A 22589-nucleotide genomic window follows, 5' to 3' on the forward strand; every position below is an offset into this window, starting at 1 on the left:
ATTTATACTACCCATAGGATTGCCAGCTTCATTAACAGTAGTTCCTGGTGCTGGATTATTAATGTTCATAGGATTAGGTGTATTTAAATTTCCCATATTACTATTCACGTCACTCATACTAGGATTTATACTACCCATAGGATTGCCAGCTTCATTAACAGTAGTTCCAATTCCTACGTTTTTAGATATACCTGTTTGCTTTTGGGTATTAATAATATTATTTTGTATGGCCCCATTATTGCTTTGTTGCTGACCTAAATTTGTATTTTGAATTTGAGGCAGTACTTTATTTATATTTTCATTATATGACTTTTGAGCTTCTTTAATCGGTGTAGGCATACCATTCTTTTCTTTTGTAGCATTACTATCACTCTTGGCTAGAGGATAGTTTTGCCAGTTTTTAAGTTCTTCTCCTCCAGTAAATCCTACCATTACAGGCATAACTTTATCTGCATTTATTCTACCAATAGCTGCTCCTTGCACCTTGTCCATACCTATGTTTGTATTTGTTAAATTATTAGCATCATATTCATTGCTAACATCAGCCTTTCCGCCATCATCTATATTGATTCGACCAAGATTTATTAGTTCTTTACCATCGTTGCCTTGAACTATTAAAATCATAAAGTATGGGCCCTTTTGCTTTTTAAGATTTTGAACATAAAATGAGGCTTTCGCTTTATCATTTCTTGTCTCCAACTTAGCGTAGCCTGAAGGTGTTTTGTTAGAATCTAGTCCATATCCTTTTTGATCTTCTTGTAATATTATAAAAAATCTATTATAGCTTTTTCTAGACAGCATACTCTTTACCTCCATTTTTATTTATACATTATAATATATGACTATTATGCATAAAAAATGAAGGATATTCTGTATTTATTTTTTATTAAGAATCAATTTCTTCCTTAATTATTAGGGGATTTCACAAAATATATCACTAATCCTATATAAAATGTTGAGTATGTACTTTAATATTATTGTTAGCGAACGCCTCTTTTTAAAATAAAAAAGATTCGTCTATTTACGACGAATCTCGTATATCTTATTTGCTAAAGTGGCAAACTCTTCTATTGTTAGAGTTTCACCTCTTCTAGTTGGATTAATATCTGCATCTTCAAAAGCTTTTTCTTGGAGGTCCTTAGATAACCCTATAGCCTTCATACTATTCCATAGAGTTTTTCTTCTCATATTAAAAGACTGTCTTATTATATTAAAGAAAAGTTTTTCATCCTTCACTTCAACTCTAGGCTTATCTAATTTATCTAGTCTAATAACTATAGAATCTACTTTAGGCGATGGGATAAAGCAACTTGGAGGTACATTCCTTATAATTTTTGTATTACAATAATATTGTGCAAGTAGAGTAAATGCACCATATTCTTTAGTGCTTGGTTCTCCATTAATTCTCTCTGCAACTTCCTTTTGAATCATAATAGTTATAGATTTTATATTTAAATTATCATTCAATAAATTTGCTATTATAGGTGTAGTTACGTAATATGGCAAATTAGCTACTACCTTTACACTTTTCTCATCACCTATTAGTTCTCTATAATTTACCTTTAGCGCATCTTTATTTATTAAACTAAAATTCTCATAACTAGATAATTCTGATTCTAAAATAGGTATTAGTCTAGAATCTAACTCTATACTAGTAACCCTTTTAGCTCTTTTAAGTAACTCCTTAGTTAAAGTACCAACCCCTGGACCTATCTCTATTACATAGTCATCCTCAGTTATATTCGCACCATCTACAATATCCTCAAGCACTGTGTAGTCAGTTAAAAAATTTTGTCCTAAACTTTTAGTAAACTTAAAATTATACTTTTCAACTAATTCTTTTGTATTTAATTTGTCCATACTAAATCTCCTTATCTACCTTCTTCATAGCTTCTACAAATTCATCCTTAGATATACCATAATTGTTTAATCTAGTTAATAGTTGATTTGTGTTGCTATATCCTATTCCCAATTCTCTGCCTATAGCATCTCTTCTTTTTTTAGCATCTTTATCTGATGTCAATTTAAAAAAGTGCATATCTTGTATTGTAAACTCATGTCTAGGTTCTTTAAGTTCACACTTTGCTCCATTTAAAGCCTTGATAATAGTTTCTGGTGAAGCATTCTCTACTCCTATGTTATCACCTTTTCTTCCTTCGCTTTGAGTTATATAAGCATGTTTAATATTAGGAACTCTTTTAGCAATAATTCTTCTTATTTTTTCTCCAGCAAAATCAGGGTCTGTTAAAACTATTACTCCCTGTCTCTTATTAGCCTCTTTTATTCTTTCAATGACCTTACTATTTATACCAAATCCACTAACTGATATTACCTCGGCATCAACAGCTCTTTTTACAGCTGTTACATCATCTCGTCCCTCTACCACAATTACTTCCTTAATCATAAAAGCCTCCGTCCTGCATTATGCTATATAAAATATTATGTAACTTTAATATAAAATTTATATATATATTTATATGTGTTTTTACATTTCACAATGTAATTATATCATAGCATATTTAGTTTTATACAAATTTACATAAAAGAAAAAATAGGAGCATTTGCTCCTATTTTAAAATATAAACGTTAACCTGTCTTCTTCCCCAGTTAACAGCTTCATCATAGCTGTTAACATATACATCAACTTTATTACCTACTATGGCTCCCCCTGTATCTTCTGCAATGGCAAGTCCATATCCTTCGATATAAAGTTTTGTTCCTAACGGAATTACTCTTGGATCTACAGCTACAGTGCTGTATCCATCTGGATTACGTCTAACAGTTGTACCTGTTGCTGTTACAGTACCTGAATCTCCCCTATCGGAAGTATAAGCAGTTGACATACAAGATATCATGCTTGAATATGCAAAGTCTTGACCATTACTACCACGTGATGGTCTTACAACAGCTAAGGTTCCTATATCTATTATCTTATTTATAGGATTTTTACTTACAGCCTCTTTTACAACTCTTCTATTAACCTCTTTACCATTTTCATACACAACCTCTGTTGTGATAGTTCTTTCACCATTAGAACCATCTTGAACTACTTCTTCTACACCTTGGTTAAGTTCAGAGTTTTTTCTTGTTTCAGTTTCAAAAGCTATTGGTTGAACTTCTTTTAATAGTTCCTTCTCTACCCTTGTAACTTCAACAGTCATACCTGCTTGTAAGTTTTCATCTATAGATGGAGTTATCTTGTCCTCTTGACTTATTTTAATATTTTCAGCTTCTAACATATCTTTTACTGTTTTCTCTGCTGATGCTATTGATAAGTTTTTTCCATCTACGATTATTTCTACATCTACTGCCTTATTGATATAAATTATGTCACCATCATTAACTTCGCTGTCTAGTTCCACAGAAATTTTATCCTTCTGAGCAACTGTTATGCCGTTGTTATCTAATACAGTTTTTAAATTTTTGGATAGTGTAGTTATTTCTACTTTCTGACCATCAACTACTACTTCGACGGTATTCCTTAACCCCCAAATAGTAACTGCAGCACTTAATAGAATTAACACAACAACGAACACCGTCTTTGGCCAAATTGAAAAATTGCTTTTCAATTTATCTTTGAATTTAATCATCATAAAGATTACCTCCCTCAGACAAGAGTACTTTGCTATTATATATTAGATACCTTAGTTATGTCAAATTTAGCACTCTAATCATTGAATTGACTGAACTTAATGCATACTATGCATAATAAATAGTAATTAAAATAATAGCTTTTTTGTGTTATAGTTTCAGTCTTTTCGGGGTGATAAGTACAGGTTTATACTATACATATGCAAAAACAAGTTCATTTATTCTTTATATACATTTGACTTAAAAACCAACAAAATTTATATCTATAATTTAATATATCAAGAACTATATTTCAAAATTTATATTTCAAATTATACCTCATTACTTTAGATTAAACAAGTTTTTTGTGTTAAAAATTGTAATTTCTTCAATTTGTTTTCTATTCATACCTTTAATAATAGCTATTTCCTCAATAATAAACTTTATATAACTTGACTGATTTCGCTTTCCTCTATTTGGTGTTGGAGCCATATATGGACAATCAGTTTCTACTAATAATTTATCTAGAGGCAATTCTTTTACAACTTCTTTTATAACCTTAGAATTCTTAAAAGTAACTACTCCAGTAACCCCTATATAATATCCTAATTTTAAACATTCCTTAGAGAATTCTACACTTCCTGAAAAGCAGTGAACTACACCTATTACCTCAGGAAACTCCTTCAGTATTTCTAGAGTATCTCCATGGGCATCTCTATCATGAATTATTACAGGTAACCCAAACTCTTTAGCTATACTCATCTGCTCCCTAAAAACCCTTTTTTGTACCTCTCTTGGTGGATTTTCCTCCCAATAATAATCTAATCCTATTTCTCCTATTGCAACTATCTTATTATCCATAGCTAAGCTATTTATTCTCTCTTTAACTTCATCAGTAAATTCATCAGCATTCTCAGGATGAATTCCTGCAGCTGCATAAATGAAATCATAGTCTTCAGCTAACTTTACAGACATTTCAAGACCCTTCAAGCTAGAACCACAATTTATTACTCCTATAACACCTTTATCTTTAATCTCTTCTAAAACAATATCTCTGTCATTATCAAATTGTTCATCATCATAATGTGCGTGTGAATCAAATATCATATTATCCCTACTTTCATAAATTTAATCTTATCTATAGTGCGTTATTATTTTATCTTATACCTGACTACCTCTAAAGCCAATTTTCATTTGATATATATTATATCTTAAAATGATTTTTATATATAGATATCCCTTATTTAAAAATGTCTATTTTCTATTTTTTAAAGACAAAACTCAGTAAGATACCAAAACTTTATTAAAACTTATATAGTCCAGATTATGCTATAATTATATAGTTATATTTATACTATTAAAAGTTCGTCTTTTAATATAGAGGGGGTAATTTTATGATTTTTGATAATCATATTCATACTTATTTTTCTACTGATTCTAATATGAAGCTCACTGATGCTATTAACACAGCAAATAAGCACAACATTGGATTAGTTATTACTGACCACATGGATTTAAATTATCCTAAGGAAGTTGGATTTCACTTTAATGTAGATGAATACTTTGAAGAATATGGAAAATATAAAAATGATAATTTATTACTTGGTATAGAAATTGGAATGTCTGTAGATTATAGAAAAGATAATGAAAAACTTATAAAGTCTTATGACTTTGACCAAGTTATAGGTTCTCAGCACACAATAAACAATATTGATATTGAATACCAATATATTTATGATGGTTTATCCTATAGTGAAGTATTAAATAACTATTTTCAAGAGATTTGCAAATGTATAAAAGCTCATCCATACATAGATACTTTAGGTCATATAGATTTTATATCTAGATATGCTCCTGTAAGTGATAGTGAAATTTATTATGATAAATATAGAGATTTAATAGATGGCGTTATTAAAGTTTGTATTGATACTAACACTGCTATGGAAATAAATACTCGTAGAATAAAAAGCAAAGTAGCCTTTGATAATCTAAGAAAAATATATAGCAGATATAGTGAATTAGGTGGAAAATATGTAACTATAGGTTCTGACTCCCATACCCCTATTTCTATTAATAATAACTTTAAAGAAGCTCTTTTATTATGTGGATTATGTAATGTTAAGCCCGTATATTTTAAAAACAGAAAACCTGAACTCTTCTAATTGTTCGGGCTTTCTATTTTTTACTCTATGACTTCTCCCTTAACCTTTACTCTTCCTCCATCAGGACATGAAAGCTTAAACTCCTTTCTGCGTTCATCCCCAAAATCTAAATCCCCTCCATTAAGCAAAGTATATACACTTGGATAAATATTTTGCCATAGCTCATGACAAAGCGGAGGACAAATATCTTCCACTTCATATATGTCTCCTTTTTTATGATATCCACACCTACACTTACTTTCTAAAACCGTTATTCTTACCTTTCCCATATAATTCTCCTTAATAGTATATATTTACCTTTAATTATACAATAAAAAAAGCTACATCCAAAGGATGCAACTTTTTTATTAACGTACTATTGAACCTGATTCAATGTCACCTGGATCTACTACGCATAGTTTTGAGTCATCATCTGTAGCCGCAGAAAGGATCATACCTTGAGATATTTCTCCTCTTAAAGTTACTGGTTTAAGATTAGCAACTAAAACTACATTTTTTCCAATTAAATCTTCTGGCTTGCAGTGCATTGCAATACCTGATATAACTTGACGAATCTCTCCACCCATGTCTACTTTAAATTTTAAAAGTTTCTTAGCCTTTTTAACTGGTTCACATTCTAAAACTTTAACTACTCTAAGGTCTATTTTTTCAAAATCATCTATAGTTATTTCTTCCTTGATTGGAGTTATTTCTTTCTTTTGAGCTGCCTTTTTAGCTGATTCAGCAATTTCTTCAAGTTCTTTTATTTTAGCTTCTACATCTATTCTTGGGAATATTACAGCTCCCTTATTAACATTAGTTCCTGCAACAGTACCATCAAAAGAAGTTAAGCTTTCCCATGTAGAATTAGAAATGCTTAATTGCTCATTTATTTTAGTACTTGTTGTTGGTAAAAATGCTGAAGTTAAAGAAGATATTATTCTTAAACTCTCACATAAGTTATAAAGAACTGTAGCAAGTCTTCCTTTTAAGTTTTCATCCTTACCTAATATCCAAGGAGTTGTCTCATCGATGTACTTATTAGTTCTTCTAATTAATGTCCATATATGATCTAATGCATCAGAAACTCTTAAATGCTCTATATCTTCTTCAACCTTCTTAGGTACTTCTAATGCAACGGAAATTAACTCTTCATCAATAGCATCCTTAACTTCTGGAGCTGGAATTACTCCTCCAAAATATTTCTCTACCATAGTTACAGTTCTTGAAACTAAATTTCCAAGGTCATTAGCTAAGTCTGAATTAGTTTTCTTTATGAATATTTCATTGTTGAAAAGCCCATCAGAACCAAAAGGTATTTCATGTAACAAATAGTATCTTACAGCATCTACTCCAAAGTGATCTACAAGTATCACTGGATCTACTACATTTCCTTTAGATTTAGACATTTTACCACCATCAACTAAAAGCCATCCATGACCAAATATTTGTTTTGGTAACTCTAATCCTAATGCCATTAACATGATTGGCCAATATATAGTATGGAATCTTAATATATCTTTTCCTATTAGATGTACATCTGCTGGCCAGAACTTCTTATAAAGCTCAGTATCTTCTTGATTATAACCTAATGCAGTTATATAGTTTGAAAGGGCATCTATCCAAACGTAGATTACATGACCATTATCAAATTCAACTGGTATTCCCCAATCGAAAGATGTTCTAGATACGCATAAATCTTGTAATCCTGGTTTTAAGAAGTTATTTACCATTTCATTTTTTCTTGATTCTGGTTGTATAAAATCTGGATGAGATTCTATATACTCTAAAAGTCTATCTGCATATTTAGACATTTTGAAGAAATATGCTTCTTCTTTTGCCTTTTCTACTGGTCTACCACAGTCTGGGCACTTTCCATCTACCGCTTGAGTCTCTGTCCAGAAAGCTTCACAAGGTGTACAATACCAACCTTCATAAGAGCCTTTATATATATCTCCTTGCTCATAAAGTTGATTAAATATTTTTTGTACAGAACTTTTATGATAATCATCAGTAGTTCTAATAAATTTATCATAACTAATATCCATAATTTTCCAAAGATCTTTAATTCCAGCTACTATTTCATCTATGTATTCTATTGGCTTAACACCCTTTTCTTCTGCTATTCTTTGAAGTTTTTGACCATGTTCATCTGTTCCTGTTAAAAACATTACTTCATGACCTGTAAATCTTTTAAATCTTGCTATAGCATCAGCTGCCACAGTTGTATAGGTATTTCCTATATGAAGATTAGCTGATGGATAGTATATTGGTGTAGTAATATAAAATGGTTTATTTGTCATCTTTCTTCCTCCCAAGATATTCATATTTTTTATTGGATATAATTTAGTATGTTTTATATTATAATTTTCATTATATATTATACCCACTCTTATGATGATGAAACTCTTTGTTACATCCTATATAATTAGCTATTACTAGCTTAGAAATCGTTATCCAGGTCGTAGCCATTCTTTACTCCCACTTTGAAGAAGATGGGAGTATTAGAGCGGATAGTCATCGGATAAAAAAATCTCTATGCAGAAATTTTCCACATAGAGACGTTATATACGCGTTACCACTCTAATTTATATCTACTTCACAGTAGATACCTTCATAAGTAACTCCAGCTTTAGCTTTTATTACTTTGTCCTATAAGGGGGACTTCCCTATTTTCCTTGGTGCTTACACTTCAGAAAATCTGCTCCAAGACCATGTTCCTAAACTTCTTTTTCGCTAGCTTTCACCTATCCTAGCTCTCTTTAGAAAATTTCATTTAGTACTCTTCTTTTCTTCGCATTAAATATCAATATTAATTAATATGATAATACTATAATTATTTTATGTCAACGGTATAATTAATATAAATATAAATTAATTAAGCTTATTAATTTATTAATAAATACTAGCAATATAATTATTAATAATCTGCCTTTTAACATACCTTTAATCTCAACGTTAAAATATGTAATAGCCTGAAACCCGCATGATCAGAACAACTATTTAAATAGTTATATATTTATATAGTTAAAAAGTTTCCTATACAAATATTTATATAAGAATATATTTATATAGTTATTAATTCACTTTCATGAATTTCTATACCTTATTTATTTTTAATACATCTATTTTTTTTCTCAAATATGAATTATTATTATATGTGTACCACAATTTTCTTATATTATCTTTAAATAATTAAAAGGGATTTTTTAAAAAGGAGGCAATTATATATGGAACTATTAAAAAAGAACCTTTATTTAAATAAATCTACGGTAAAGGATGTACTTAAATTATCCTTACCAGCTGTAATAGAAATGTTATTGTATACCATGATATGGACTGTTGATACTATGTTAATAGGGCAATATGGAGGAGACATTGCAGTTAGTACTGTAGGAATGTCCAGTGAAGTCATTTATACATTTACTAATATTTTAGTTGCTCAAAGCTTATCTGTTGGAATTACTTCTATTGTAGCAAGAAGATACGGTGCTAAAGAACTAGATAAGGCTAATGAATATGCAACTTTAGGATTTTCTTTAGGTTTCTTAGTAAGTATGGCTACTACACTATTTATCTTTTTATTTAGCAAAAAATTATTAGTCCTTGCTGGTGCTGAGCCAAGCATAATAGGATTAGGTACTACTTATATAAACATTGTATGTATTGGACTACCATTTAATATGTTATCTAGTATGTTAAATGCCGTTAATAGATCCTATGGAAATACTAAAACTCCAATGATTGTTTCTATTGTTATGCTTGTAGTTAACCTTTCATTAGATACTATATTAATCTTTGGTTTGCTTGGTTTCCCAGAGCTTGGAGTTAAAGGTGCTGCCATTGCTACAACTATAGCTAATATATCAGGATTTATTTATTCAGCTATATATACCTATAAAAAATCTCTAATAAAAATTGAATTTAAATACTTAAAGAAATTCAGTGGTGCTAGAATAAAAAATATTACTGCTTTATCTATACCTGCTGGAATGCAAGAAGCTGCCTATAGCTTAGCTAGACTTTTTACAAGTATGATGATTATGCATCTTGGCACCATCGCCTTTGCTGCTAACCAAATCACTTTGACCTTAGAATCTATTTCTTTTATGCCTGGATGGGGATTTGCTGTTGCTGCTACAACCCTAGTTGGAAATAAAGTTGGTGAAGGTGACTATAAAAAAGCCAGAGAATATGGTCGTACGGCTATGATTTTAGGGATAGGTGTAATGGGTATTTTTACATTACTATTCTTACTATTCCCAGTGCAACTTATTAAAATGTTTATAGATAGTAGTAATACTGAAGTTATTTCTCTTGGAGCCACTTGTTTAATGATAGCTGCTGCAGAACAACCTGCCATGGCACTGTCAATGATAGTAGGCGGAATTTTCAAAGGTTATGGTGATACTAAAACTCCATTTATTATAGCCTTCATAACCTCTTGGTTTATAAGACTTCCACTAGTATTCATATTCATTTATCTACTAGGTACATCAATAACAGTATTCTGGATTATATGTCTTATTCAATGGTCTATAGATGGACTTCTTCTTTATGTGTTCTATGTAAAGAAGCTAAAGCCCATAAATAGTCACATATCAAATCTAGACTAAAATATTAATAATCTATATATTAAAACTGCCTAATAAAGAACATTAGCATACTTTATTAGGCAGTTTTGTTTATCTCATTAACATTACAGCTAAATTAACTGCTAGGAGTACTGCACAAAAATCAACTATTAAAGCTACCCATAAACTGTGTCTTACCTTCTTTATGCCTATAGCTCCAAAATACACAGTGATAGTATAAAATATAGTTTCTGTACCACCCATTATTATGGATGATAAAAATCCTAAGAAAGAATCCGGTCCATAGTTTTTTACTATATCGGTGAAAACTCCAATCGCTCCACTCCCTGACAATGGTTTTATAAATATTAATGGAACAATTTCTGGAGGTATACCTACCACATTAACAGCTGGCTTTATCAAGTTTATAACATAATTCATTGCCCCTGAAGCTCTAAAGCAATTTACTGCTATAAGCATAGCTAAAAGATAAGGGAAAATCCTTACACATACATTTATTCCTTCCTTAGCACCTTCTACAAAACATTCATATACTTTTACCTTAGCAATAATACCATATAGTACAACAGAACCTATAATTATTGGAATTATCCCCTTTAATAAATAATTAAATATATTTTCCATGATATATCCCTCCTTTAAAAGTACCTTTGTAAAAACTTGCATAGAATAATTCCAAGTATAGATGCAAAGGTTGTGGTACATAGTGCTGGAAGGATTATTGAACCTGGATTTCCAGAATTAAATGCAGCTCTAATAGAAACAACCGTAGTTGGTACAAACTGAATACATGCTGCATTTAACACTAGAAATAGTACCATATCGTTGCTTGCTACATCTTTATGACCATTTATCCTATCCATTTCCTCCATAGCTCTTATACCAAAAGGGGTCGCTGCATTAGATAATCCAAACATATTAGCTGTAAGATTCATAACTATAGCTCCTAAAGCCTTATCATCTTTTCCTGCTTCTTTAAATATTATTCTGAGAATAGGTTTTAACAATCTGGCTAATTTGTCTGTAAGTCCACTTCTCTCCGCAATTTTCATTACCCCACACCAAAGGCACATCATTCCTAATAGCTCTATGATAAGCTTAACTGTATCTGATGTAGTTGATACTATAGTTTTAGATAAAAGCTCTCCATCTCCTGTAATCAAACCAAAAGCTATACCTATAAATAAAATTCCGAACCATATTACATTTATCATATAAACTCTCCCATATCTTAAATAAATATATATTTATATGTAATGTATATGTGCTTGTTCCAAATAATATTTAGCTTTTTTATTTTATAGAAAATTCTTATCTTTACCTTCTTTGGCATAAAAACTGTTAATTTAGGGAAAACTATTAAAAATCATATTAGGAGGTACATTATGGATTTAAATGAAGTAATAGAAATGAAAAATCAAAACCCTGGAGCTACTGGTTATTATAACAATAGAGAGTTATTCATTAGAAAAGTTTATGATAATTCCGGTCTTGTGGAAGTTGTTGATTTAGTTAATGGAGAAGTATATTCCCTTCATAGTAGCAAAATTGATAAGTCTTATGCTAACTCCTATAACTCATTTCAATAAATTTATAGTTGAATTTAAATCTTCTCAATGATAACATTTAATGTATAGATTAAATTAAACAATTAAAGGAGATTTTTTATGAATGAAACTAATTTAATGCAAGCACAAAAAGAAATTGATGAAGCACTTTCTACTATTGAAAAGTTAGAAGAAAATATTAAGTTTAATTCTGCATCTGAGGATATGATAAAAGAAAACTTTATTTCTCTTGCTAAGAAAGTCCAAGAAATTGAATCTGTTCTTAAAAATGAGGGTATCTTATAATTAAATATTTACATAAAAAAAACCTGTGTTTACACAGGTTTTTTATGTTTACTAATATCTTTTAGCAATTTCATATAATAATCTTGACCCTACTCCTGTTGCACCTTTTGAGAAATATTCTCTATTTGGTGTTTGTGATGCAAAAGCTGTAGCTGCAATATCAAGGTGTAACCATGGCTTATCTTCTACGAATTCACCAATAAATAACCCTGCTGTAATTGCACCTGCTCCTACAGGGCCAGTTGAATTAACTAAGTCTGCATTACCAGTTTTTATTTTTTCTTTATATTCATCAAAGGTTGGGAATCTCCAAACTCTTTCATCACACCCTAAAGATGCTTCCTCTAAAAGTGAATAGAATTCATCATCATTAGTTACAACTCCTGTAGCTGCACTTCCTATAGCACCACCTACAGCACCAGTAAGAGTAGCTATATCAACTACCTTAGTTGCATTCTCTTTTCTTATTATATAAGTAACTGCATCTACTAGAGTTAATCTACCTTCAGCATCTGTATTTATAATTTCTATGGTTTTACCATTCATAGTGTTAATTATATCTCCAGGTCTATATGCATCTCCTGAAATTAAATTCTCACAAGCAGCCACTACAGCTACAATGTTTTTCTTTAATCCTTTCCTTGCTATGGTAGACATGGCACCAATAACAGCCCCTGCTCCACCCATATCACTCTTCATAGTCCACATACTACCTGGAGTTTTTAGGCAATATCCACCTGCATCAAAGGTTAATCCTTTACCTACAAGTCCTAATATATTATCTTTATTATCAGTATCAGCCATGTATCTCATGACTATTAACTTAGGCTCATTTGAAGAACCTTTTCCTACAGATAAGAATGACTCCATACCCAAGTTCTCAATTTCTTCTTTATTATATATTTCAACTTGGAATCCATACTCAAGACCTAACTGCTGAACTTTTCTAGATAATGCATCTGGAGTTAAAATGTTAGCAGGCTCATTTACAAGCTCCCTCGATATTAAATTTCCTTCTGCAAGTAGTTTTCCTTCTCCTACAGCTTCATTTAACTTAGCTAAATCTTGTTCCTCATGGAATATAATTCTTACTTCTTCCAGTGGTACTTCTTTTTTATCACTTTTATATTTATCAAAATTATAAGTAGTCATTATTATGGATTCAGTTATAGCCTTAACCTTTTCATAGTTACAACAACAATCCATAGATTTTACATGTAAATCTAGAACTTTTATTCTTTGTTTAATAGTCTCCTTAATTAGTTTAGAAGTATTATTTCTAACATTATCTACATTACACTTTTCCTTTTCACCAAGACCTACAAGTATAGTTTTTTGTACAGATCCAGCTTCTACACTAGTTAATGTATATGCATCTCCTTTTTTGCCAATAAACTCTTTGTTTTCACTTAAGCAACTAAGGATATTATTTAATTTATCACATGGAAATCCTTGTTGTAACTCCATATAATCTTCAAATAAGAATATACCCCTGGAATTATTATGTGATTGAACATTTTTTAAGTTCTCCACTTTTATATTCATATTAATCACCTATCCTTTCAGCACTGAATATATCTGGTTATACATTCTATACTTAAATAGTTTCTATACTTGGTTTCTAAATCCTTCTAAAATATCCTATTTTTCTTCTTTATATTCATCATATTGTGGTTGCGTAAATCCCCTACCTACGACTTCTCTCACATCATTTATTATTATAAAAGCTTCCTTATCTACTTCTTTTACAATTCTTTGAAGCTCAATTAATTCTTCTGTAGAGCATACAATATACAATATATCTTTACTTTTTCCAGTATACACGCCCTTACCATTTATGCTAGTTATTCCTCTATTTAAATGTCTCATTAATTCTTGTGCTATTTCATTTGATTTTTCCGAGATTATATGTACTTCTTTAGAGTAGTTTACTCCCTCTACTAAGGTATTTACTACTTTAGAAACTATAAAGATAGATATTAATGCATACATGGCCTTTTCTACTCCAAAAACAAATAAACCTACCAATATTATCATTCCATCTATACACATCATTATTTGATTTATAGGTACTTTATTTAAATAGTGTTTTATAATTATTGCAAGTAAATCTGTACCTCCTGTTGATGCAGATGACCTTAATACTAAGCCAACTCCAGTACCTATAAAAAGACCTCCAAATACGCTTGATATCAATAAGTCAGATTGAACTGGTGGAATAAAACTAGTATACCAAAGGGCAACAGATACATAAGCTGCTCCAAATATAGATTTTTTTGCAAAATCCATCCCTTTTATTTTTATTCCAACTATAAATAGTGGTATGTTTACAATTACATTAGTTAGCCATAATGGAATGCTAAATACATAATCTAATATGATAGCTAACCCTGATATCCCTCCGGTAACTAAATGCTGTGGTGAATAATATACATTTATTCCTATAGCCAGTATTGTTATACCAATCATTATTATTAGATAATTTTTTAGTTCGCTTTTGTTAAAAAAATCCTTCATTTTGTCCTCCCACTTATTTTATGCTATACTATATTATTTATGTTACATTAGTTTTATAGCATAGATTTGTACATGTTGCAAACACTAATTTCAATTATACTTTTATTATTATAATAATTATATAGTTTTTAGAGTTTTTTATATGTATTTTTTATATGTTATGCTAAAATTTAATTATTATATTATAATGAGGAGTTTTTATGGATAATTATACTGTTTTTCTAAATATTATAAACCTTATATTTGTAGTAAATATTGCTTTTGCCATAATTGTAATTATATTTGAAAAAAGAAATACTAGTAATACTTGGACGTGGCTTATGATAATGTTATTCATACCATTTATTGGTTTCATAATGTATTTATTCTTTGGTCAAAATCTTCGTCGTAAAAAGTTCTTTGTTTTAAAAAAGGAAGAAGAGTCTGTTCTTATGCAATTCTCTGAAGAACAGAAGCGCCTTCTCAGCGACAAAACTATAGTAAATAATAACTCTCTATTAAAAGAATATCATGATGTAATAAATTTAAATCTATATAGTGATAACTTTATTGTTACTACTAATAATAAAGTAGATATTCTTAATAATGGAAACGAAAAATTTCCTATCATGATAGATTCTATAAAGAATGCGAAAAATTTTATTCATATTCAATACTATATCTTTAATGATGATAATTTGGGCACTGAAATACTAAATCTTTTAGTTGAAAAAGTGAAGGAAGGCATTGAAGTTAAACTACTTTACGATGGTATGGGCTGTATTCATAATAAAAAGCACTTTTTTGATCCATTGATAAAAGCTGGAGGAGAAGTATATTGCTTCTTTCCACCTTTTATACCCTATATAAATGTGAGAATAAACTATAGAAATCATAGAAAAATATGTGTTGTAGATGGAGAACATGGTTTTGTAGGAGGTTTAAATGTAGGAGATGAATATTTAGGATTATCTAAAAAATTTGGTTTTTGGAGAGATACTCATCTTCACCTTCAAGGTGACTCTGTAAATTATTTAGAAGTAAGATTTTTAATGGATTGGCGTTTTGCAAGCAAAAAAGACTTTTTTATGGAAGAAAAATATTTTCCTAGAAAACAATATATAGATAATACTGCTGTTCAAATAATTTCTAGTGGTCCAGATTCTGAGTGGTGTAGTATAAGAAATACTTACCTTAAACTAATAAACAAAGCTGAAAATTCCATTTATATCGAAACTCCATATTTTATTCCAGATGAAAGTATCTTAACAGCTCTTAAAATAGCATGCCTATCTGGAGTAGATGTTAAAATTATAATACCTTGCAAGCCAGATCATCCATTTATTTATTGGGCATCTAAGTCTTATATTTGGGAACTTGTAGAATGTGGTGCTAAATGCTACACCTATGACAATGGATTCATTCATAGCAAAATGGTATCGATAGATGGAAAAATGTGCACTATAGGAACTGCTAACATGGATATACGTAGTTTTAATCTAAACTTTGAAGTTAACGCCATAATATATAGCACAAGAACTACTTCAGAGGTTGATAAAGCCTTTGAAGCAGATATATTGCAAAGCACTTTACTTACATCTGAACATTACGCTAACAGATCTCTACTAATTAAATTCAAGGAAGCTATATCTAGACTACTATCTCCTATGCTATAAACAGATATTTTAGTTAATATGTAGACCCTTTTAGTGAGTGTAATAAAATATTATGATTATAAATTAATACAAATATAATTATTAAATAAACCGTCATATCTATAACTGCTAAAAGCTTAAAATAGATATGACGGTTTAAATTTTTTATACTATTAGTGGAGCATATATCATTAAAGTTAATAATGCATCAATTAATAAACTTAAAGCAAATTTTGATATAAATATACCTTCAAACTCACTTGTATAACTATAGTATCCATAGCTATATGTTATAACTGCTATTAATGTACATATGATGACACCAATATAAACAGGAGCTATAGCAGATGGCAACATATATGCATATTTCACATAGAACATTTTTATTATAATAAAGTTCTTTACACAAGTTGTTAGTGCCGCTACTATTAAATATGCAATCTTCTTTTTTTTATGAGATAGCTTATAATCTAAAAATGTAACCACTCCACTTAAAACTAAGCCTATAGCTATCCATGGGAATCCAACAATTATTATATACGCAAAGCTATTCATCAGCCCCTCAACGGTATAAGTAATAGCACTTTTTTTCTCCGAATCTCTTGGCAAATTATTTACAGCTTTAAATTCTTCATCTGTTGATGCTATCACAACATCATATAAATCTTCATCTCTAAAACTTAAGTAACTTATATAATTCTCATTTATATAAGGATTAATGCACACTCCTCTTGTTCTTGTAACTGGCTCAACCTTATTTATTTTACCATCCTTTACAACAAAAGATGCTATTCCTCTTCTTGATTCTTTCTTTCCATAATAATTGTCTATTATAGTATAAAATTTCCCACCTTCTTCATCAGAGTAAGTTCCTATAGCATTTATTAGTTCATTTGATTCATTAATTCTTGGTTTACTTTCCTTAACCTCACCTCCAGTTATTGGAAATTCAAATAACCTACAAGAGTGAAGTTCACCTTTTACATATTGCTCAAACATTGTATAGCCATTTTCTCCATCTGAAGAACATGACATATTCTTATAAGTAACTCTATTATTTTTAGCTATTTCTTTCACTAGTATAGGTTCTGAAACCTTGTCTTCATTAAAAGTAAATGCCTTAATAAATGAGTTATCTTCCATATAACATATTAAAAATCCTTCTTTATTCTTACATGCTGAAAGCATGTCTATAGTCTTTGCTGGAATAGATACAGCGTTATCTTCTAATGTATTTATTAGCTCTAGTCTATCATTGTAGGCAACTATTATATTGTTATTATCTAATTGATACGTACTTTTTATCCCTTTAATATTTTCTCTGTTAACCTCATTTAAATCCTTATCCACATATATTTTTAATAAGTATCCTTCTTCATCTACTATAGAGTTAAGCATCAATATATACCCATCTACACTTTTAGTAAGTAATACATTGTTAATTAATTCTTCATTTACTTCATATTCTTTAGTTTGTAAAACTTCTCCTATAGTATTTGTCGCAACAATATTAAGATTTTTATTATTTTCATATGCTACAATTATTCTATTCTCGTCTTTCAAAATTACTGGAGCATTTTTCGTTGTTGCAGTTCCTATACTTACTTCCTTGCTCCATGTTTTAGATGGTGGTTGTATTTCTAAGTTATAGTTCTCCTTATAGCTTCCAATCAGTATCAATATACACGTCACTATAATAAGAGAAAATAAAATGATTTTTTTCCTTTTCATTTATCCATCTCCTTAAATCCCTATATAGCTTGGATATATTTTGTATAAACTTAAGAAATTATTTCAATTAATTATAGGAAATATTCTCTTTTTTAAGTACTAATTAAACTGTATTTATTATATTATAAGTGGTACAAATACCATTAATGTAAGCAATGCGTCAATTAACATGAATATACTAAACTTACCTAGAAATATACTTTCAAGGTCATCTATATATACAAAATATCCATATGCATATGCAACTAGTCCAATTAAAAAGCTTATCAATATGCCTACGAATGTTGATGCTAAAATCGTAGGTAACATATGTGAATATTGCATATAAAAAATTTTATTTATAGTATATGTTTTTATTATTACAGTAATAGCTGCTAATATAATATACATATACCGCTTCTTTTTATCGTCAAATTTGTAATCAAAAAAAGATACTATTCCCGTTAAAACTAAAGCAGGAATTATCCATCTAAATCCTATTATTACAATATAGGATATACTAAACATGAAGCCTTCTAATACATATCCAAGAGAGCTTACCATTTCATCCCTACGAGGTCCATTATTGGCATCCTTGAACTCCGCATTACTAGATGCTATATTGACATTATATAGCCCTTCCTTTTCAAAGCTAAGGAATGCTATATAATCTTTATCATTATATGGATGAATACATAATTCTCTTAGTCTAGTTAGCTTCTCTACATTTGAAACTTCACCATTTTTAATTTCGAAAGAAACTATAGCCTTTTGAAATTCCTTTTTACCAAAAGCTACTCCCATAGTTGCATAAAATTTTGCACCATTTTCTGAGTATGATCCTTTAGTATTTACAATGTATTTTGATTTATCAACTACAAGCGTACTAATCTGTCCTTCTCCTCCATTTATAGGAAACTGCATTACTTCCGTGGAAGAGTATTCATTTCTAACATATTGTTCAATAAGTAAATATCCATTTTCTCCATCTGAAGACAATGACATTTCACCATAAGTAATTTTATCAGCCTTAATTATCTTTTTAATAAGAAATGGTTCTGATGCCTTTCCATCTTTAACTGTAAATGCTTTAAATAATTGCTCCCCCTCTAAGTAACATACTAAAAGACCATCTTTACTCTTATTGGCAGTAATCATACGTAAATTTTCTACTGGAATTTCTACATTCTCATTTGATACTGTGTTTACTACCTTAATTTTATCTTTATAGGCTAAAACTATATTTTCACTATCAATTTGCTCAGTAAATGTAATTTCTTCTTCTGTTTCTTTTTTTACCAAATTTAATCCCTCATCTAGAACTAGCCTTTCTAAATAATCTATACTTGATTTAGATGAGTTATAAATCAATGCATATCCATTATCCGTTTTAGTAAACATTAAATTCTTAAGTAATTCTTCTTCCACAGCATACTCTGTAGTCTTTATTTCTTTACCATTTAAATCTGTTTCACATATTTTAATCTTTTTAGTATCTTCATATGCTACAAGTAACCGATTTTCTTCTTTTATAATTAATGGTGTATTCTTTCCTAACCCACTTCCTATTTTTACTTCTTTACTCCATTTTTCGGATGGTGGTTGTTTTAGTAAATTGTAATTATTAAAAAAATTACCAATTAGTATTATTAAAAATACAATTATTGTACTTATAAATAACATCCTTTTTTTATTCATATTACCCCTCCCCCAAGGTTATAAGAAAACATTAATTTCCTTTATTTTATCCATTAGTATAAATTATACTCTCTATATACTGAATATTCAAACATATTTTCCCTAAATATTATATAATATTATAATATAATATTAATCACTTTTGCTTTAATATTTTAAAATTATATTGTAAAATAAGCTTATATTGTAAATAAATTTAATTAGTTAATGGAAGGTATTTATATGCGAAAATCTGGTAAAGTAATTAACTTTGATGATGATAAAGTTTATGTAGTAACAAATAACAAAGAATTTGTTACCTTAGAACGAAATGATAAAGCTCCTATTAAAGGCAACATTTATGAAGGTACTATATACGTAGATAGGTCAAACCTTATAAAAGTATTTATAATACTAATATCTATTTGTGTATTGGTATTAAGTTGTATATATTTCATTTTCTTTTCACCTAGAGCTAATATAATACTTTCTTTAGATTCAAATATCAAAATAGGTATAAACAGAAATAAGATAGTTAGAATTACAGATTCTAGTGGATCTACTATAGGATTAGAAAGTTTAAGTTCACTAAAAGGAAATGAATTAAATTTAGGTTTAAATCTTTTACTTGATTCTGCATTAAAAGAAGAATTAATTCCTCAATGCGATGAGTATTCACCTGGAAGTATAGTTATATATATAACTAAGGATAATAAAAGAGAGCCTCTTAATTTTGATAACTTTAAGAAATATGCTTCAAAATTTAATTATAAAGTTATAGTTAATAGAAATGATAATGCTCTTATTATTGATTAATATATTATACTTACTATTTATATAATGTTTTTTGTTTTATTGAAGCATTTATATCCTCTAAAATTTTATTTATATAATATCCATTATATTGTATAATACTAATAACATTGATATTATGCTGTAATTATACAATAAATTTAAAGTGAATGTAAGTAATTATATAATAACTAACATTCATTAAGTCTTATGCTAGGTGGTGATATAACTATATGGATAATGAAAACTTACTTAGACTTAATAAGTACATAAGCGAAAGCGGGATTTGTTCTAGAAGAGAAGCTGATAAGTTTATTGAATCTGGTAATGTATATATAAATGGTGTTTTAGCTACCCTTGGAACAAGAGTTAGTCCTACTGATACTGTAGTAGTTGATGGAAAAACTATTAAACCTAAGTCAAATAAAGTGTATATAGCTCTTAATAAACCTGTAGGAATTACATGCACATCGGAAACTCATGTTAAGGGAAATATAATTGACTTTATTAACTATCCCGAAAGAATATTTCCTATAGGACGTCTTGATAAACCTTCTGAGGGATTAATATTTCTAACTAACGACGGAGACATGGTAAATAAAATATTACGTGCAGGAAATAACCATGAAAAAGAATATGTTGTTTCTATTGATAAGCCTATTACAAGAGAATTTATTAATGCAATGGAAAATGGAATTCCTATACTAGGTACTGTGACAAAGAAATGTAAAGTTAGAAAAATTGGTAAATGTACTTTTAATATAATTTTAACCCAAGGACTAAATAGACAAATTAGAAGAATGTGCGAATACTTAGGCTTCAAAGTAACTAGCCTTAAACGTATTAGAATTATGAATGTGTCCTTAAGTAATCTTGCTACTGGAAAATGGCGCTATTTAAGTTCTGAAGAAATATCTACAATCATTAATCTTACTAAAGATTCAATAGGTACCATATAAAGTTAACTTAACGCAAATAAAGGTAAATAAAAAAGAAGAGAGATAATCATTTTTATCTCCTTCTTTTTTTATTTTCTATTTAAATTAAAATTCACCTTTAAATAATTCTGCAAATTGTTTATTTGCCATTATGTCACTATTTTCTTTCACTTCTTTAAAAGTTATTTCATAATCATCAGATACATCTGAATAAACTTCATATATCTTCTCTGCAGTATTGTTATCTCCATAAGTAATTACATATGCAACTTGATCTTTTTTTCCATTTGCATTTCTATAATATTGATATATCTTTGCCTTAGATTTGTCTATTTTCTTATCAGCTAGTACTTTATCAAGCTCTTCTTCTGCTTTTTTTGTGTATGCAGCTTCATCTTCATCAGAAAGTAATTTTAAAGTGTTTAATTCATTATAGTAATACTCTTTGTTAGCAAAACTGTTTAATAGTGATTCAAAACTCTCGTAAGTAACTTCTGTTAATTCTGTACTTTCTTTTTCAGTAGACGCTTGCTCAGTAGTTTTAGCTGTTGAATCATCTGAATTATTAGGTTTTGATCCGCAACCTACTAGCGCTAAACCTATAGTTGCTGTTAATACTAATGCAATTATTCTTTTCATTTTAAATCCTCCACATTTTCTAATAAAATTAATACTTAATAAATGATATACAGAATGGTCTATTGGTCTTTGTATACATTTACATAACTAATATAAAATATTTAGAGTATTTTAACTCTTTGTAAATACATATAAAATTATATCATATTTTGTAATATTTTCAATACTATATTTCTACATAAATTTTTATTAACATACATTGTTAATAAAAATTTGTCGACAATTCAAATGAGAACATTTATACCATATAAATTATTAACTTGTCCATATTATCAACATTATCCACAGGTATCCTGTTTATAACTTAGTGAATTTAATGTTAATATACACATTTTCATCTTATTTCTCTATAATTTCCTCTTTAAGCTCCGTATATCCCTTATAAGTATATGAAATGTTATCAACATTATCAACAGTTATGTGAATAACTTGTTTATAACTTTTTTATTTAGACAACATTACTAAGGAGTTTGGTTGTTTACATACTTAAATATTTTGTCTTTCTAATAGATAATAATAATTA

General features: G+C 29.0%; 20 protein-coding genes, 1 pseudogene and 1 other annotated feature. Of the genes and pseudogenes, 7 read left to right on the plus strand and 14 right to left on the minus strand.

The features are described from left to right. From ABDZ93_RS07205 to ABDZ93_RS07225, 5 genes and pseudogenes are all read right to left on the minus strand, one after another. Nucleotides 1-801: pseudogene (locus ABDZ93_RS07205) on the minus strand (hypothetical protein); the annotation flags it as partial. A gap of 216 nt (nucleotides 802-1017) precedes the next feature. Then, nucleotides 1018-1860 carry a 16S rRNA (adenine(1518)-N(6)/adenine(1519)-N(6))-dimethyltransferase RsmA gene (gene rsmA, locus ABDZ93_RS07210; protein ID WP_343825036.1) on the minus strand — a complete coding sequence of 281 codons (843 nt, stop codon included), beginning with the start codon at nucleotides 1858-1860 and terminating at the stop codon, nucleotides 1018-1020. A gap of 1 nt (nucleotide 1861) precedes the next feature. Continuing rightward, nucleotides 1862-2404 (minus strand): ribonuclease M5, encoded by a 543-nt coding sequence (gene rnmV, locus ABDZ93_RS07215; RefSeq protein ID WP_343825038.1) that lies wholly within the window; start codon nucleotides 2402-2404, stop codon nucleotides 1862-1864. A gap of 163 nt (nucleotides 2405-2567) precedes the next feature. After that, complete coding sequence (locus ABDZ93_RS07220; RefSeq protein ID WP_343825040.1) at nucleotides 2568-3593, minus strand: resuscitation-promoting factor; 1026 nt, start codon at nucleotides 3591-3593, stop codon at nucleotides 2568-2570. A 319-nt stretch (nucleotides 3594-3912) separates the two neighbouring features. Beyond that, nucleotides 3913-4677: a TatD family hydrolase gene (locus tag ABDZ93_RS07225; RefSeq protein ID WP_343825042.1), complete on the minus strand. Its 765-nt coding sequence runs from the start codon at nucleotides 4675-4677 to the stop codon at nucleotides 3913-3915. A gap of 287 nt (nucleotides 4678-4964) precedes the next feature. Here ABDZ93_RS07225 and ABDZ93_RS07230 point away from each other — a divergent pair, with 287 nt between their 5' ends. Next, nucleotides 4965-5732: a histidinol phosphate phosphatase gene (locus tag ABDZ93_RS07230; RefSeq protein ID WP_343825044.1), complete on the plus strand. Its 768-nt coding sequence runs from the start codon at nucleotides 4965-4967 to the stop codon at nucleotides 5730-5732. A 20-nt stretch (nucleotides 5733-5752) separates the two neighbouring features. Here the strand turns inward: ABDZ93_RS07230 and ABDZ93_RS07235 are convergent, their stop codons facing one another. Continuing rightward, the gene (locus tag ABDZ93_RS07235) at nucleotides 5753-6001 is read right to left on the minus strand and encodes a TIGR04076 family protein (protein WP_343825046.1); all 249 of its coding nucleotides are present in this window, start codon (nucleotides 5999-6001) and stop codon (nucleotides 5753-5755) included. A gap of 78 nt (nucleotides 6002-6079) precedes the next feature. Further along, the gene (metG, locus tag ABDZ93_RS07240) at nucleotides 6080-8014 is read right to left on the minus strand and encodes a methionine--tRNA ligase (protein ID WP_343825047.1); all 1935 of its coding nucleotides are present in this window, start codon (nucleotides 8012-8014) and stop codon (nucleotides 6080-6082) included. Between the two features lie 251 nt (nucleotides 8015-8265). Then, nucleotides 8266-8515 (minus strand) — a binding site (T-box leader). A gap of 426 nt (nucleotides 8516-8941) precedes the next feature. Here metG and ABDZ93_RS07245 point away from each other — a divergent pair. Continuing rightward, nucleotides 8942-10327: an MATE family efflux transporter gene (locus ABDZ93_RS07245; protein ID WP_343825049.1), complete on the plus strand. Its 1386-nt coding sequence runs from the start codon at nucleotides 8942-8944 to the stop codon at nucleotides 10325-10327. 69 nt (nucleotides 10328-10396) lie between these two features. Here ABDZ93_RS07245 and ABDZ93_RS07250 read toward each other — a convergent pair whose 3' ends face one another. Together ABDZ93_RS07250 and ABDZ93_RS07255 are read right to left on the minus strand one after the other, a co-directional pair. Then, a complete protein-coding gene (locus ABDZ93_RS07250; RefSeq protein ID WP_343825051.1) occupies nucleotides 10397-10930 on the minus strand; it encodes a spore maturation protein in 534 nt (177 codons plus the stop codon). A gap of 14 nt (nucleotides 10931-10944) precedes the next feature. Next, nucleotides 10945-11520 carry a nucleoside recognition domain-containing protein gene (locus ABDZ93_RS07255; protein ID WP_343825054.1) on the minus strand — a complete coding sequence of 192 codons (576 nt, stop codon included), beginning with the start codon at nucleotides 11518-11520 and terminating at the stop codon, nucleotides 10945-10947. 171 nt (nucleotides 11521-11691) lie between these two features. Here ABDZ93_RS07255 and ABDZ93_RS07260 point away from each other — a divergent pair, with 171 nt between their 5' ends. Beyond that, nucleotides 11692-11895 carry a hypothetical protein gene (locus ABDZ93_RS07260; RefSeq protein ID WP_343825055.1) on the plus strand — a complete coding sequence of 68 codons (204 nt, stop codon included), beginning with the start codon at nucleotides 11692-11694 and terminating at the stop codon, nucleotides 11893-11895. A 78-nt stretch (nucleotides 11896-11973) separates the two neighbouring features. Then, on the plus strand, nucleotides 11974-12159 hold the full coding sequence (locus ABDZ93_RS07265) for a hypothetical protein (RefSeq protein ID WP_343825057.1): 186 nt from the start codon (nucleotides 11974-11976) through the stop codon (nucleotides 12157-12159). A gap of 51 nt (nucleotides 12160-12210) precedes the next feature. Here ABDZ93_RS07265 and ABDZ93_RS07270 read toward each other — a convergent pair whose 3' ends face one another. Together ABDZ93_RS07270 and ABDZ93_RS07275 are read right to left on the minus strand one after the other, a co-directional pair. After that, on the minus strand, nucleotides 12211-13704 hold the full coding sequence (locus ABDZ93_RS07270) for a leucyl aminopeptidase (RefSeq protein ID WP_343825059.1): 1494 nt from the start codon (nucleotides 13702-13704) through the stop codon (nucleotides 12211-12213). Between the two features lie 96 nt (nucleotides 13705-13800). Beyond that, a complete protein-coding gene (locus tag ABDZ93_RS07275) occupies nucleotides 13801-14676 on the minus strand; it encodes a YitT family protein (protein ID WP_343825061.1) in 876 nt (291 codons plus the stop codon). A gap of 200 nt (nucleotides 14677-14876) precedes the next feature. On the opposite strand from ABDZ93_RS07275, the gene cls reads away from it, so the two are divergent. Beyond that, nucleotides 14877-16331, plus strand: a complete 1455-nt coding sequence (gene cls / locus ABDZ93_RS07280; protein WP_343825063.1) for a cardiolipin synthase — start codon at nucleotides 14877-14879, stop codon at nucleotides 16329-16331. A gap of 144 nt (nucleotides 16332-16475) precedes the next feature. Here the strand turns inward: cls and ABDZ93_RS07285 are convergent, their stop codons facing one another. Next, nucleotides 16476-18041, minus strand: coding sequence for a hypothetical protein (locus ABDZ93_RS07285; protein WP_343825065.1), 1566 nt, complete (start codon nucleotides 18039-18041; stop codon nucleotides 16476-16478). 117 nt (nucleotides 18042-18158) lie between these two features. Continuing rightward, the gene (locus ABDZ93_RS07290) at nucleotides 18159-19718 is read right to left on the minus strand and encodes a hypothetical protein (protein WP_343825066.1); all 1560 of its coding nucleotides are present in this window, start codon (nucleotides 19716-19718) and stop codon (nucleotides 18159-18161) included. A gap of 222 nt (nucleotides 19719-19940) precedes the next feature. Between ABDZ93_RS07290 and ABDZ93_RS07295 the strand changes: the two genes are divergently transcribed. Both ABDZ93_RS07295 and rluF read left to right on the plus strand, forming a co-directional pair. Then, nucleotides 19941-20513, plus strand: coding sequence for a hypothetical protein (locus ABDZ93_RS07295; protein WP_343825067.1), 573 nt, complete (start codon nucleotides 19941-19943; stop codon nucleotides 20511-20513). A gap of 209 nt (nucleotides 20514-20722) precedes the next feature. Continuing rightward, nucleotides 20723-21448, plus strand: a complete 726-nt coding sequence (gene rluF / locus ABDZ93_RS07300) for a 23S rRNA pseudouridine(2604) synthase RluF (protein ID WP_343825069.1) — start codon at nucleotides 20723-20725, stop codon at nucleotides 21446-21448. Nucleotides 21449-21532: 84 nt separating this feature from the next. On the opposite strand, the gene ABDZ93_RS07305 is transcribed toward rluF, so the two are convergent. Further along, nucleotides 21533-22066: an LptM family lipoprotein gene (locus tag ABDZ93_RS07305; protein WP_343825071.1), complete on the minus strand. Its 534-nt coding sequence runs from the start codon at nucleotides 22064-22066 to the stop codon at nucleotides 21533-21535. Nucleotides 22067-22589 lie beyond the last annotated feature (523 nt).

Origin of the sequence: Clostridium subterminale (genome assembly GCF_039521425.1) — a bacterium.
In the GTDB taxonomy this organism is placed as follows: Bacteria; Bacillota; Clostridia; order Clostridiales; family Clostridiaceae; genus Clostridium_J; species Clostridium_J subterminale.

Coding starts and splice junctions, on each gene's coding strand:
- rsmA (WP_343825036.1), bottom strand. CDS start 1,860: ATGGACAAATTAAATACAAAAGAATTAGTTGAAAAGTATAATTTTAAG.
- rnmV (WP_343825038.1), bottom strand. CDS start 2,404: ATGATTAAGGAAGTAATTGTGGTAGAGGGACGAGATGATGTAACAGCT.
- ABDZ93_RS07220 (WP_343825040.1), bottom strand. CDS start 3,593: ATGATGATTAAATTCAAAGATAAATTGAAAAGCAATTTTTCAATTTGG.
- ABDZ93_RS07225 (WP_343825042.1), bottom strand. CDS start 4,677: ATGATATTTGATTCACACGCACATTATGATGATGAACAATTTGATAAT.
- ABDZ93_RS07230 (WP_343825044.1), top strand. CDS start 4,965: ATGATTTTTGATAATCATATTCATACTTATTTTTCTACTGATTCTAAT.
- ABDZ93_RS07235 (WP_343825046.1), bottom strand. CDS start 6,001: ATGGGAAAGGTAAGAATAACGGTTTTAGAAAGTAAGTGTAGGTGTGGA.
- metG (WP_343825047.1), bottom strand. CDS start 8,014: ATGACAAATAAACCATTTTATATTACTACACCAATATACTATCCATCA.
- ABDZ93_RS07245 (WP_343825049.1), top strand. CDS start 8,942: ATGGAACTATTAAAAAAGAACCTTTATTTAAATAAATCTACGGTAAAG.
- ABDZ93_RS07250 (WP_343825051.1), bottom strand. CDS start 10,930: ATGGAAAATATATTTAATTATTTATTAAAGGGGATAATTCCAATAATT.
- ABDZ93_RS07255 (WP_343825054.1), bottom strand. CDS start 11,520: ATGATAAATGTAATATGGTTCGGAATTTTATTTATAGGTATAGCTTTT.
- ABDZ93_RS07260 (WP_343825055.1), top strand. CDS start 11,692: ATGGATTTAAATGAAGTAATAGAAATGAAAAATCAAAACCCTGGAGCT.
- ABDZ93_RS07265 (WP_343825057.1), top strand. CDS start 11,974: ATGAATGAAACTAATTTAATGCAAGCACAAAAAGAAATTGATGAAGCA.
- ABDZ93_RS07270 (WP_343825059.1), bottom strand. CDS start 13,704: ATGAATATAAAAGTGGAGAACTTAAAAAATGTTCAATCACATAATAAT.
- ABDZ93_RS07275 (WP_343825061.1), bottom strand. CDS start 14,676: ATGAAGGATTTTTTTAACAAAAGCGAACTAAAAAATTATCTAATAATA.
- cls (WP_343825063.1), top strand. CDS start 14,877: ATGGATAATTATACTGTTTTTCTAAATATTATAAACCTTATATTTGTA.
- ABDZ93_RS07285 (WP_343825065.1), bottom strand. CDS start 18,041: ATGAAAAGGAAAAAAATCATTTTATTTTCTCTTATTATAGTGACGTGT.
- ABDZ93_RS07290 (WP_343825066.1), bottom strand. CDS start 19,718: ATGAATAAAAAAAGGATGTTATTTATAAGTACAATAATTGTATTTTTA.
- ABDZ93_RS07295 (WP_343825067.1), top strand. CDS start 19,941: ATGCGAAAATCTGGTAAAGTAATTAACTTTGATGATGATAAAGTTTAT.
- rluF (WP_343825069.1), top strand. CDS start 20,723: ATGGATAATGAAAACTTACTTAGACTTAATAAGTACATAAGCGAAAGC.
- ABDZ93_RS07305 (WP_343825071.1), bottom strand. CDS start 22,066: ATGAAAAGAATAATTGCATTAGTATTAACAGCAACTATAGGTTTAGCG.